Here is a 12,023-nt window from a genome sequence, read left to right as displayed (position 1 = left end):
TTTCGCAATGCCGCAACGTCCCAATTTTCTGGTGATTCTGGCCGACGATCTCGGCTTCTCCGACATCGGTGCGTTCGGCGGCGAAATCGCCACGCCGCACCTTGATGCATTGGCCAACAACGGCCTGCGCCTGACCGATTTTCACACCGCACCGACCTGCTCGCCAACGCGTTCGATGCTGCTGACCGGCACCGATCACCACATCGCGGGCATCGGCACCATGGCCGAGACACTGACCCCGGAGCTGATCGGCAAACCGGGTTACGAAGGCTATCTCAACGACCGCGTCGTCGCCCTGCCCGAACTGCTGCGCGAGGCCGGTTATCAAACCTTGATGAGCGGCAAATGGCACCTCGGCCTGAAGGCTGAACTGGCGCCTCACGCGCGGGGTTTCGAGCGCTCGTTCTCGCTGCTGCCGGGCGCGGCCAACCACTACGGTTTCGAGCCGACCTACGACGAGCAAACCCCTGGCCTGCTGAAATCCACCCCGGCGCTGTACATCGAAGACGAGACCTTCCTCGACGAATTGCCGAAGGATTTCTATTCCTCCGATGCCTTCGGCGACAAGTTGCTGCAATACCTCAAGGAGCGCGATCAGACCCGGCCATTCTTCGCATATCTGCCGTTCTCCGCACCGCACTGGCCGCTGCAGGCGCCCGCTGACATCGTCGAGAAATACCGTGGTCGTTACGACGCAGGCCCCGAAGTGCTGCGACTCGAGCGTCTGGAAAAACTCAAAGCCCTCGGCCTGATCGAACCGGACGTCGAGCCACATCCGCTGATCCAGTTGACTCAGCAGTGGGACGCATTGAGCGAGGAGCAAAAGCAGATTTCCGCGCGGGCGATGGAGGTCTACGCAGCGATGGTCGAGCGCATGGACTGGAACATTGGCCGCGTCGTCGATTACCTGCGCCAGCAGGGCCAACTCGACAATACGTTCATCCTGTTCATGTCCGACAACGGTGCCGAAGGCGCGCTGCTCGAAGCCTTCCCGAAATTCGGCCCGGAACTGGTGACGTATCTCAGCCAGCACTACGACAACAGCCTCGACAATATTGGCCGCGCCAACTCTTACGTCTGGTACGGGCCGAACTGGGCGCAGGTCGCGACCGCCCCGTCACGGTTGTTCAAGGCGTTTACCACTGAGGGCGGGATTCGCGTGCCGGCGCTGCTGCACTATCCGCAACTGGCGATCAAAGGGCAGATCAGCCATGGTTTCGGCACGGTGATGGACATCACGCCGACGATTCTCGATCTGGCCGGTGTGCGTCATCCGGGCAAGCTCTGGCACGGCAAACCGGTGGCGCCGTTGCGCGGCAAATCGTGGTTGGGGTTCTTGTCTGGCGAGACTGCGCAAGTGCATGACGAGCACACGGTGACGGGTTGGGAATTGTTCGGGCGAAGGGCGATTCGGCAGGGCTCGTGGAAAGCGGTGTGGATCCCGGGGCCGGTAGGGCCAGCAACCTGGCAGCTTTATGATTTGAGCAGTGATCCGGGGGAGATTCATGATCTGGCGGGGAGTCAGCCGGACAAGCTCAGCGCGCTGATCGGGCATTGGCAGCAGTATGTCGACGAGACCGGGGTGATTTTGAGTGAGTCGCCGTTTCAGCCGGATTGAGGGTGCCTGGTATAACGCTATCGCTGGCAAGCCAGCTCCCACAGGGTGCGATGCCGTTCACAAAACCAATGAATGACATAAAACCTGTGGGAGCTGGCTTGCCAGCGATGAGGCCCTCAAATTCAACCTTCAAGCCTGAGCTGTACGCACCTCTTCACTCACCCCTTCAGCCTGCCGAACAAACCGGTTCGCCCGCCCAAACGTCCCAAAATCATTAAACCGAACCCCCATCTCGCGCATCACCTTATGCGCCACCGGCACGGTCATCTGACGGATGTAAAACGGTTCCTTCACCACAAAATGGTGAATCCCATGACTGCTGCCAAAGTTGAAGCAGAACGCCTGCAACGGCCACAGCCACCAAGGGTTCAACACCTGACACTGCTGCAGCACATTACCCAGTTCAACGTCCCCGTAGTAATGCATGTTCGAACTGATGAAATGCAGGCAAAACGTGCGCAACACGTTCGGACCGATGATCACCACCGCGGCGATGTCGATCACCTGCATCACCGACAACGTCGTCGCCGACCATTCGATCGGCGCGCCCAGCAGATAGGCAATGCCATTGGCCGCATGAAACCCGAGAAACACATACCAAGCGCCCCAATGCACCAGCGCCAGCGGCGCGTAGACCTTCAACGTGCGCTTGATGATGCTGAACTTGTGCGCCCAGGTCTTGGCTCGCAGCATGCGGATGAACGCCGACATCACGTTGTCGCCAACCATCAGCAAGCGCGCAAAACCCCACGGCTCGCCGTTGGTGATCGCGCGTTCTTCCATGTCGGTTTCAGTGCCGGAAACCTTGTGGTGATTGAGGTGCAGATGCCGACGAATCCACGGGTTGATTGTGCTCGGCCGTGCCAGCCACACCAGGCCCATCATCAGGTTGTGCGGTACGCGTTGCTTGCGGAAATACATGCTGTGGATCAGGTCATGCTCCAGCTCATGGGTCAGCGAAGCGAAAAACGCATTGAGCAACAGGCACGCCCACCACGCCATATGGCCGGTGATGTAAAGCGTCGCCGAGCCGATCATCCCGATCAGGGCAAAGGCCAGAATCCCCGCCCCAAGCGCATCCTGATGCTGGAGAATCGGGTAGCGCTCACGCAATTCAACGCCTTTGGCCAGCACCACTTGGCGAATATGTGCTGATCGCTGGGCCGCATTGTGTCGCTGGGGACTTGCAGAAGTACCGTCCATGCTTCCATCCTCGGGTTTATGATGTTCGCATCCTGCCTCGCCGGGGCTTGAATTGCGGTAGCCGAGAACGCCAACCTGTTGACCGGAAGCGCCAATCAGCATGAAGGAACCGACCTCTCTCGCCAGCTGGACCCGTGCCTTGCGCAAGCAACTCGATGCGCTGGGGCTGGACAGCATTGCCCTGTGCCAACAGGCCGGGCTCGACCCCAATTTGATGGACGATCCCAACGCGCGTTATCCGCTGTCCGGCACCACGCGCCTGTGGGAAATCGCCGTGCAGGTCAGCGGCGACCCGGCGCTTGGTCTACGCGTGTCGCGCTTCGTCAGCCCGACTACGTTCCATGCCCTCGGTTATGCACTGGTTGCCAGTGGCAGCCTGCGCGAAGTGTTCGAACGCATCGTGCGTTATCACCCGGTGGTCAGCGATGCGCTGGAGCTGGAGCTGAGTCGCGGCGACGACCGCTATCAATTTCGTCTGAAAATTCCGTCAGGCAATCCAGCGCCAGCCTTCGAAGCCATCGACGCGTTCACCGCGATCTACGTGCGCACCTGCCGCAATCGCTTGGGTCGTGACTACGCGCCGCTGGCGGTTTATCTGCGCCGCCCGGAGCCGACCGATGCGCAGCAATGGCACAAAGTCTTCCGCGCCCCAGTGCATTTCGGCTGTGCCGAGGATCGCCTGGAGTTCGCCCTCGCCGACTTTGACAGCCACCTCGACGACGCCAACCCGGAACTCGCGGAACACAACGAGGCCGTGCTCAAACGCACGATGGCCCAGCTCCAACCGCTGACCTGGGAGCGCAAGGTTCGTGATGCCATTGAAGAACAACTGCCGGAAGGTGAACCAAGTGCCGAGCGGATTGCCCAGGCGTTGCACCTGAGTCTGCGTAGCTTGCAAAGGCATCTGGCGGATGAAGGTTGTCGCTTTGATACGTTGCTCAACGAGAGCCGCGAGAACCTCGCGCTGTTGCACCTGCGCGATCCACAGTGTTCGTTGAGTGAGGTGAGTTATTTGCTCGGGTTCGCCGATACCAGCAGCTTCAGCCGCGCGTTCAAGCGCTGGACGGGGTTGACGCCGGGGCAGTTTCGGGATGGGTTGCGCTGATCGTCAGCCTTTAGCCAGACTGCGTTCCATACCGGATGACCATTGTTCGATCATCGCAGCACCCATCTCGGCGAACGCCGGATGACTTGCGCCATACTCCGCCATTTCGCCCATTGCTACCTGCATACCGTTAGCGACTTGCTGCAGTAATTCGTTGCAACGCGCCTCAGTCAAATTGCAGGCCGTACGACCAAATCGCATCAGCATTTTGTGCTTGGGCCACGCCTTCGAGCCACCCAAGAGCAACGCCATACTGTCGTTCTTTATGTAGACCGATGTGGTGATGATGTCGTAAGCGGGTGCGAGTCTGATTTTCGATTCCTCGCCACAATCTTCGTACAGCACTCCGAAGTTTTTGAGATGAGCGTCGCCGTTTTTCAGGCCGGCGGACAAAGCCACAATCTTGAAAAATGCTTCCAGCGCCTGATTGAGCAATGCAGGCGAAACAAATGCTTTGATCTGCCGGGCCGCGCCTTCGTAAGAGCCGTCGTATTTGGCTTTCGACGGCCAGCCGTTGAGCACGCAGAAGTCCTCGAAACCGAGGTAACCCGCAGCGCTCAGGTCAAAGCGCTCGATAACCAGAAACTTGCCATGTTCGCTCAGTTCAAACTGCGGCACCTCAAGCCCGCTGTGTTGTGCGGCACGCATGCAAAAGTATTCGTTGGTCGCCAACTGCGGATATTCATCAGCCCGAAAAGCTTTGACCAAATGGGTCGATCCCCGATGCGTCAGACGATCAATCGCAGCCGCACTGTCACGTACCAGCACTTTAGGCTGCACCCCAGACACTCCGGAATACTGGCCATAGGTTTGCAACAGATCCTCGAACAAGCCTTGCGCACCATCGTGCACCAGCAGATCGGCCAGCGATGTTTCCGGCGGGCGATCCGTCATCGATGCGCTGGCAATGGATAACCGACCGAGCTGATAGGGGCCGACAATGGCCAGCAATGCAAAGTCATCGAAGCCGCGAACCGCTTTGCTGAAACGCCGAACCAGCTCATCACGAAGGGCGCCTTCGGGCAGATTCATCTCGAAAACCGGATGAATGCCATGCTCCCAACCATAACTTTCTAGGCGGGACGGCATTGTCAGTGACACGGCATTTTCAGCGCTGGTTTCTTCGCGGTAACTGAAGACGCTGTGGACTCGATCTTTCCCGCGCGCCAACGTTCCCACCGCTTGCCCGCCGACACAGACGTTTAATCGATCCGACGACTCACTCATGGAAGTTGACCTTTTGTAGCGTATCGAGTGTCGGGCGGCGAGACTGACGTGGAACCGCTGTCAGCTCATAGCCAAACCCGTTAAGGATCGCTTCGACTTTGCGCAGGCCGATTTCGGCAATGGTGTTGTTTTCGATCCCCGAAATCGTCGCGCGGCTCATTCCGTATTGCTGAGCCAGTGCCTGCTGGGTCATTTTGTTCGCCTTGCGCAGGGCTTTGATCAATTCGCCAAGCTGTTCCATGTGATTTCCTGCATCAAATACGGTGCAAAATTCGATATATGTATAGTTTGCATCGTATTTGATGCACTCACTGAACAAGATTAGCCTAGTTCCGAGTGATCACGAAGAAATCACTTGCTCACCACAAACCCCAGCTCAAAAACGGTGCCGTCAGCATCACTATTCACCCGCACCTGCCCCCCATGCAACTGCATGATCGACTGCACAATCGCCAACCCCAACCCACCCGAATCCCCCGGTTCTGCCCGTGAAGGGTCAACGCGGTAGAAGCGGTCGAACAGTTTGCTCAGATGCTCCGGCGCAATCGCCGGGCCGAGGTTGTGCACCTGCAACCAGCAGACTCCCGACTCGTCGCGGCGACGCAGGCTGATCACGCTGGCGGGATCGGCATGACGCACGGCATTCGCCAACAGATTGCCAAGCGCCCGTTGCAGCAACTGCTGATCGGCAAGCAATTCACCGTGCAGTTGATTGTCCAGGCGCAAATCTCGGTCATCGGCCAACGCTTCAAAATAATCACACAGCTCACCGCCAACGCTGTGCAAATCCAGCGTTTGCAGATTGAGCGCCCTCTCGGCCTGTTCGGCGCGGGCAAGAAACATCAGGTTTTCCGCCATGCGTTTGAGCCGTTCGAACTCTTCCATGTTCGAGGCCAGGACCTCCTGATATTCCGCCGTGCTGCGCGGATGATTCAACGCTTGGCCGTTGCTGGCGAGCAAGGTGTGCAGCGGCGTACGAATCTCGTGGGCGAGGTCAGCGGAGAACTGCGACAGCCGCTGCACGCTTTCGTCGAGCCGCGCCAACATGCCGTTGAGCGCCTGCACCGGTTCGAGCAGTTCGGCGGGCGTGCCATGGGCGGGAAGGCGTTGGTCGAGGCTACGCAGATCGATGCCGCGTACCGCTTCGCTCAACTGACGCAACGGTTGCAGGCCCCGTCGCAGTAGCAGTAGACCCAAGGCAAAAGCGAGCAACGCGCCCAGTCCAACCGACAGGTACAAGCGCAGGCGATAACTGCCGAGCATCTGCTCACGCTCGCTCAGCACCTTGCCGGCGATGATCATCAGCGGTTCGCCGTTCGGCCCTTGGGCTTCACCGGATAACAGCGCCAGCTCGGCACCGTCCGGTGCTTGCCACGTCAGCACGTCGCGGCGCTGTGGCGTTTGCTCGCGGGGGATTGCGTTGAGGGTTGGCAGATCGCGCTGACGCGGGTTGATGGCGATCACGCTGGAACCGTCGGCGCGGCGCACCAATAGCAGGCTGTCGAGATTGCCGAGCATGTTCTGATACAGCCGTGGCCGAGCCTGCAAGGCATCGAGGCTGTCGCTGTCGGCGAGCAAGGCGCGCACCTGCTCCAGTCGGCCGAGCAAGGCGAGGTCGTCGCGGTAGGCGATTTCCGACGCCAGTGAGCGATAGAGAAACACGCCAATCGCGCTCAACACCAACGCGCAGACCAGTGCAAACGCCAGCGCCAGGCGCCAGGCGATCGACCTAGAGCGCATCTTCAGGGGCTTCCAGTTGATAACCGACGCCGCGCACGGTGTGGATCAGTTTCGGCATGTACGGATCATCGACTTTGGAGCGCAGACGTCGCACGGCGACTTCGACCATGTTGGTGTCGCTGTCGAAATTCAGGTTCCACACCTGCGAGGCAATCAGCGTGCGCGACAGCACTTCGCCCTGGCGACTGGCGAGCAGTTGCAGCAGGGCGAATTCTTTGTTGGTCAGGGCGATGCGCTGGCCGCCGCGACTGACGCGGCGGCGCAGCACGTCGATTTCCAGATCGGCGATGCTGTACGACTCGGCTTCGCGCATCGGCCCGCGCCGCAGCAACGTGCGCACCCGCGCGAGCAGCTCGGCGAAAGCGAAGGGTTTCAGCAGATAGTCGTCGGCGCCCAGTTCGAGACCGCGCACGCGGTCTTCGATGGCGTCCTTGGCGGTGAGAAACAGCACCGGCGTGGCGCCGCGCTGGCGGATCAACTGCAGCAATTGCCAGCCATTGAGGCCGGGGAGCATCACGTCGAGGATGATCAGGTCGTACTCCTGTTGCTCGATGAAGTAGCGCCCATCGAGGCCATTGAGCGCCACGTCCACGGCAAAACCCGACTCGCCCAGGCCTTTGGCGAGGAAATTCGCGGTTTTGGCTTCATCTTCTACGACCAGCAAACGCATGGCACACCTCGATTGTTCAGACACACAGGCTAGGCGCCTTCGGCGGCGTTGCCCATTACAAACTTGTAATCAGACTGACGAGGTTCTGACGAAGACCGGCGATTAAGGTGGCGGCCTTCGCTTCTGGAGCTTGCCCATGACCCTGAAATTCTTGCTCGCCAGCCTGACCCTCGGCCTTAGCGCCGGGGTTTACGCCAGCCCGGAACTGCCGCGTCACGCCGACCTCGACCTGAAAACCGCCCGGCTGCTCGCCGACACTGCCATGGCCAACTGCACCGGCACGGTGTCGGTGCTCGACCGTGGCGGCAACTTGCTGGTGACCCTGCGCGGCGACGGCGTCGGCCCGCACAACACCGCTGCCAGCCAACGCAAGGCGTACACCGCGCTGTCGACCAAAACCGCGACCCGATTATTCGCCGAACGCGCCCGCAGCAATCCGGAAACCGCCAATCTCAATACCCTCGACGAATTGCTGCTGCTCGGCGGCGGGATTCCGCTGTTCCTCGACGCTGAACTGGTGGGCGCCATGGGCGTGGCCGGTTCCGGCGGCGGTGAGCAAGACGAAAACTGTGCAATCAAGGCTGCCGAAAAAACCGATCTGGCCACCACCCGTTCCCAATAAGGAGATGCATCGATGAATACTTTGCGCATGACTTTTGCGGCGCTCGGCCTGAGCGCTTTTTCAAGTTTGGCTCTGGCCGCCGGCAACCCGTTGAGCGTCCACGTGCTCAATCTGGAAAACGGTCTGCCTTCGCCGGGCATCAACGTGACTTTGGAAAAACACGTCGGCCAGGACTGGCAGCCGTTGGCTCAAGGCACAACCAACGAACAAGGGCGGATTGCCGAACTGTTCCCGGCCAAACAGCCTTTTGAAGCGGGTGAATACCGTGTGGTGTTCAAGACCGGCGAGTACTTCAAGAAGGTCAAGCACGACACCTTCTTCCCGGAGATTCCGGTGATTTTCGAAGTGAAGCAGACGGATCAGCATTACCACATTCCGCTGCTGCTCAGCCCGTATGGCTTCTCGACCTATCGCGGTTCCTGAGCCCCACTCCCACAGGCTCTGTGGTTTGCCTGAGATATCGTGGACGGTGGAAAACCCTGTGGGAGCTGGCTTGCCAGCTCCCACAGGGTTCGGGTGCATTGTCAGATCGTGGCCAGGGCGCGCAATCGCGTGGCGTCGAGGATTTCGATCTCGCCATACCCGAGCCCGATAATCCCCTGCCCTTGGAGATCCTTGAGGATCTGGTTGGTGGTCTGCCGCGACAGCGACAGCATCGACGCCAGTTGCTCCTGCGGCAGTTGCAGCACACGGCGTGGTGCGTCGAGTTCGCCGTAGCCCTCGGCGATCATCAGCAAACGATGAGCGAGGCGCGCCGGGGCTGGCAGCAGGCTCAGTTGTTCGAGGTTGATAAAAGTCAGGCGCAGTTTGTGGCTCATCAGCAACGCCAGATGCCGCCAGTAAACCGGCTGCTCATCAAGCAGTTTCAGCAGCGCAGCCTGCGGAATATTCAGCAACGTACACGGACCGACTGCATAGGCATCATGAGTACGCGGCTGGCCATCGAACAGGCAGATTTCGCCAAACCAGTGCGGCGCTTCCACCAGACTCAGTAACGCCTCCTTGCCCTGCTCACTCACCGCACCAATGCGCACTGCGCCGTCGAGCACCGCGTACAAACCGCACGGTGCATCTCCGCGCTGAAACAAACGTTGCCCTGCCGTCAGCCGCCGCTCCCGGGCCGCCGCCAGCAGGCTATCCTGAAAGGACGCCGGCAGATGACTGAACCACTGGCCGGTCATCAATCGCGCACGTATTTGCATAAACACTCCTGGATTGTCGCCTGCCTGACAGAGCGAACCCTGATCCCGAGGGATGATGCGATCAACCCTACCGGAGGAACAACAATGAAAAGCCTCGTCGACCACCTCAGTCAATACGCCGCCTACCACCGCGACCCGCGCAACATCGCCAGCCACTTTATCGGCATTCCGCTGATCGTGGTGGCCGTGGCAGTTTTGTTGTCGCGGCCGGAATGGTCCCTGGGCGGGTTGTGGATATCTCCAGCGGTTGTCGTGGCGCTGGCCTCGGCGTGGTTTTACTTGCGCCTGGAGGTGAAGCTTGGCGTGTTAATGACCGTGCTGATGGGCCTGTCGGTCTGGGCCGGGCATGTGCTGGCGCAGCAGAGCACCATGGTCTGGCTGAGCAGCGGGTTGGCAATGTTTGTGGTCGGCTGGGTGATCCAGTTTGTCGGCCATCACTATGAAGGGCGCAAACCGGCGTTTGTCGATGACGTGTCGGGGCTGATCGTCGGGCCGCTGTTTGTGGTGGCCGAGTTGGCGTTCATGCTCGGCATGCGGCATGAATTGAAAGAGCAGATCGAGGCGCGGGCGGGTGTGGTGCGGGTCAATCCGAACGGTAAAGCGGCGGCTTAGGCCGCTTGAAAGATCGCAGCCTGCGGCAGCTCCTACATTCGATCGTTCCCACGCTCTGCGTGGGAATGCCGCCATGGACGCTCCGCGTCCACTGTGACGCGGAGCGTCACGGGATGCGTTCCCACGCAGAGCGTGGGAACGATCAGTTAAAGGCTGGCGACTTTCTGCCAGACCTTGGGCTTGAAGAACAGGGTTTCACCCTTGGCCAACCCGATCAGGCTGTCGTGGTCTTTCACCACTTCGGCCTCGATCAAATCCGTCTGCCCCTCAACCTTCAACGTCACCCGCGTAGTCGCGCCCAACGGCCGAATATCACGCACCTCAGCCGCATGGTGATCCTCCAGCTCATGTTTGGACAACGACACCTCATGCGGGCGGAACAGCACGTGATTGTCGTCGCTCAGCAGCAAGCGGTTCGAATCCCCAAGGAAGTGATAGACGAAATCGCTGGCCGGGTTTTCGTAGACGTCGCCCGGTGATCCGATCTGCTCGATCACGCCCTTGTTCATCACCACGATACGATCGGCGACTTCCATCGCTTCTTCCTGGTCGTGGGTCACGAACACCGAGGTCAGGTTGATGTCTTCGTGCAGACGGGCGAGCCAGCGACGCAGCTCTTTACGCACCTTGGCATCGAGCGCGCCAAACGGCTCATCCAGCAGCAGCACTTTCGGCTCGACCGCCAAGGCGCGGGCCAAAGCAATCCGCTGACGCTGTCCACCGGACAACTGCTCCGGATATCGATCCGACAGCCAATCCAGCTGCACCATGTTCAGAAGTTCGTGAACCTTGACCGCGATCTGGCTTTCGCTCGGGCGCTGGTTTTTCGGTTTCATGCGCAGGCCGAATGCGACGTTGTCGAACACGGTCATGTGGCGGAACAAGGCGTAGTGCTGGAACACGAAACCGACATTGCGATCACGCACGTCGTGGCCGGAAACGTCTTCACCGTGGAACACGATGTTGCCCTGATCCGGAGTTTCCAGACCGGCAATGATCCGCAGCAGCGTGGTCTTGCCGCAGCCCGATGGGCCGAGCAGCGCGACCAGTTCACCGCTGTGAATGTCCAGGCTGATGTTGTCCAGCGCCTTGAACGCATTGAAATTCTTGCTGACGTTACGCACTTCGATCGACATGAATTATTCCTCTGCGGCGCTGGCGCGCAGGCGGTTGATACGGTTTTCGCTCCACTGCTTGGCCAGCAGGATGAAGAGCGCCAGGATCAGCAACAGGCTCGCCACGGCGAACGCGGCCACGTGGTTGTATTCGTTGTAGAGGATCTCGACGTGCAGCGGCAAGGTGTTGGTCACCCCGCGAATGTGCCCGGATACCACCGACACCGCACCGAATTCACCCATGGCCCGCGCGGTACACAGCACCACGCCATAGATCAGGCCCCACTTGATGTTCGGCACGGTGACATGCCAGAACATCTGCCAGCCGTTGGCACCGAGCAGGCGTGCGGCTTCTTCTTCCTGAGTACCTTGTTCCTGCATCAGCGGGATCAGCTCACGAGCCACGAACGGCACGGTGACGAAAATCGTCGCCAGCACGATGCCCGGCAAGGCGAAGACGATCTGGATATCGTGATCCTGCAGCCACGGGCCGAACAGGCCCTGCGCGCCGAACATCAGCACGTAGACCAGACCGGCGATCACCGGCGAGACCGAGAACGGCAGGTCGATCAGCGTCACCAGCATGCTCTTGCCACGGAACGAGTATTTGCTCACGCACCATGCGGCGCTGACGCCGAACACCAGGTTCAGCGGCACCGAAATCAGTACGGCGAACACCGTGAGTTTCAGTGCCGACAGAGCATCCGGTTCAAAGATCGCGGTGAAGAAGGCGCCGAGGCCGTTCTTCAAGCCTTGCGATACGACGATGAACAGCGGCAGCAGCAGAAACAGGAAGAAGACCAGCCAGCCAAGACCGATCAGGACTCTGCGCGAAGTGGCGCTGCCACGGCGTGCAGCGTTGGCCGAAGAGGCGGCCGCAATAGACGATTGGGACATTGTTCGCGCCTC

At 59.9% G+C, this 12,023-nt stretch carries 13 protein-coding genes; 5 read left to right on the top strand and 8 right to left on the bottom strand.

Features of this window, described 5'->3' with window-relative positions:
- Nucleotides 1–7 precede the first annotated feature (7 nt).
- A complete protein-coding gene (locus AC3Y64_RS01065; RefSeq protein ID WP_489986130.1) occupies nucleotides 8–1,618 on the top strand; it encodes an arylsulfatase in 1,611 nt (536 codons plus the stop codon).
- A 129-nt stretch (nucleotides 1,619–1,747) separates the two neighbouring features.
- On the opposite strand, the gene AC3Y64_RS01060 is transcribed toward AC3Y64_RS01065, so the two are convergent.
- Nucleotides 1,748–2,821 (bottom strand): fatty acid desaturase, encoded by a 1,074-nt coding sequence (locus AC3Y64_RS01060; protein WP_489986129.1) that lies wholly within the window; start codon nucleotides 2,819–2,821, stop codon nucleotides 1,748–1,750.
- 100 nt (nucleotides 2,822–2,921) lie between these two features.
- Between AC3Y64_RS01060 and AC3Y64_RS01055 the strand changes: the two genes are divergently transcribed.
- Complete coding sequence (locus AC3Y64_RS01055) at nucleotides 2,922–3,926, top strand: AraC family transcriptional regulator (RefSeq protein WP_489986128.1); 1,005 nt, start codon at nucleotides 2,922–2,924, stop codon at nucleotides 3,924–3,926.
- A 3-nt stretch (nucleotides 3,927–3,929) separates the two neighbouring features.
- On the opposite strand, the gene AC3Y64_RS01050 is transcribed toward AC3Y64_RS01055, so the two are convergent.
- From AC3Y64_RS01050 to AC3Y64_RS01035, 4 genes are all read right to left on the bottom strand, one after another.
- Nucleotides 3,930–5,153, bottom strand: a complete 1,224-nt coding sequence (locus tag AC3Y64_RS01050) for a type II toxin-antitoxin system HipA family toxin (protein ID WP_489986127.1) — start codon at nucleotides 5,151–5,153, stop codon at nucleotides 3,930–3,932.
- The gene (locus AC3Y64_RS01045; protein WP_095125245.1) at nucleotides 5,146–5,394 is read right to left on the bottom strand and encodes a helix-turn-helix domain-containing protein; all 249 of its coding nucleotides are present in this window, start codon (nucleotides 5,392–5,394) and stop codon (nucleotides 5,146–5,148) included. The genes AC3Y64_RS01050 and AC3Y64_RS01045 overlap by 8 nt, the downstream gene beginning before the upstream one ends.
- A gap of 110 nt (nucleotides 5,395–5,504) precedes the next feature.
- Entirely contained in the window at nucleotides 5,505–6,893 is a 1,389-nt protein-coding gene (locus AC3Y64_RS01040) for a heavy metal sensor histidine kinase (protein WP_489986126.1), read from the bottom strand.
- Nucleotides 6,883–7,563 carry a heavy metal response regulator transcription factor gene (locus AC3Y64_RS01035; protein ID WP_158959061.1) on the bottom strand — a complete coding sequence of 227 codons (681 nt, stop codon included), beginning with the start codon at nucleotides 7,561–7,563 and terminating at the stop codon, nucleotides 6,883–6,885. Before AC3Y64_RS01035 ends, AC3Y64_RS01040 begins: the two co-directional genes overlap by 11 nt.
- Nucleotides 7,564–7,699: 136 nt before the next feature.
- Between AC3Y64_RS01035 and AC3Y64_RS01030 the strand changes: the two genes are divergently transcribed.
- Both AC3Y64_RS01030 and uraH read left to right on the top strand, forming a co-directional pair.
- Nucleotides 7,700–8,185, top strand: coding sequence for a GlcG/HbpS family heme-binding protein (locus AC3Y64_RS01030; RefSeq protein ID WP_489986125.1), 486 nt, complete (start codon nucleotides 7,700–7,702; stop codon nucleotides 8,183–8,185).
- Between the two features lie 12 nt (nucleotides 8,186–8,197).
- Nucleotides 8,198–8,608 (top strand): hydroxyisourate hydrolase, encoded by a 411-nt coding sequence (uraH, locus tag AC3Y64_RS01025; RefSeq protein ID WP_016987599.1) that lies wholly within the window; start codon nucleotides 8,198–8,200, stop codon nucleotides 8,606–8,608.
- Between the two features lie 101 nt (nucleotides 8,609–8,709).
- On the opposite strand, the gene AC3Y64_RS01020 is transcribed toward uraH, so the two are convergent.
- Nucleotides 8,710–9,387, bottom strand: coding sequence for a Crp/Fnr family transcriptional regulator (locus AC3Y64_RS01020; RefSeq protein WP_489986124.1), 678 nt, complete (start codon nucleotides 9,385–9,387; stop codon nucleotides 8,710–8,712).
- An 84-nt stretch (nucleotides 9,388–9,471) separates the two neighbouring features.
- Here AC3Y64_RS01020 and AC3Y64_RS01015 point away from each other — a divergent pair, with 84 nt between their 5' ends.
- Entirely contained in the window at nucleotides 9,472–9,999 is a 528-nt protein-coding gene (locus tag AC3Y64_RS01015; protein WP_150692866.1) for an Mpo1 family 2-hydroxy fatty acid dioxygenase, read from the top strand.
- 146 nt (nucleotides 10,000–10,145) lie between these two features.
- Here AC3Y64_RS01015 and AC3Y64_RS01010 read toward each other — a convergent pair whose 3' ends face one another.
- Nucleotides 10,146–11,135, bottom strand: a complete 990-nt coding sequence (locus AC3Y64_RS01010) for a sulfate/molybdate ABC transporter ATP-binding protein (RefSeq protein ID WP_102354732.1) — start codon at nucleotides 11,133–11,135, stop codon at nucleotides 10,146–10,148.
- Between the two features lie 3 nt (nucleotides 11,136–11,138).
- Nucleotides 11,139–12,011 (bottom strand): sulfate ABC transporter permease subunit CysW, encoded by an 873-nt coding sequence (cysW, locus tag AC3Y64_RS01005; protein WP_034151824.1) that lies wholly within the window; start codon nucleotides 12,009–12,011, stop codon nucleotides 11,139–11,141.
- Nucleotides 12,012–12,023: the final 12 nt, after the last annotated feature.

This window comes from Pseudomonas sp. 4CAES_32.4 (genome assembly GCF_058136335.1).
The sequence above is the reverse complement of the archived record's forward strand: the minus strand, read 5'-3'. Positions and strand labels throughout refer to the sequence as shown.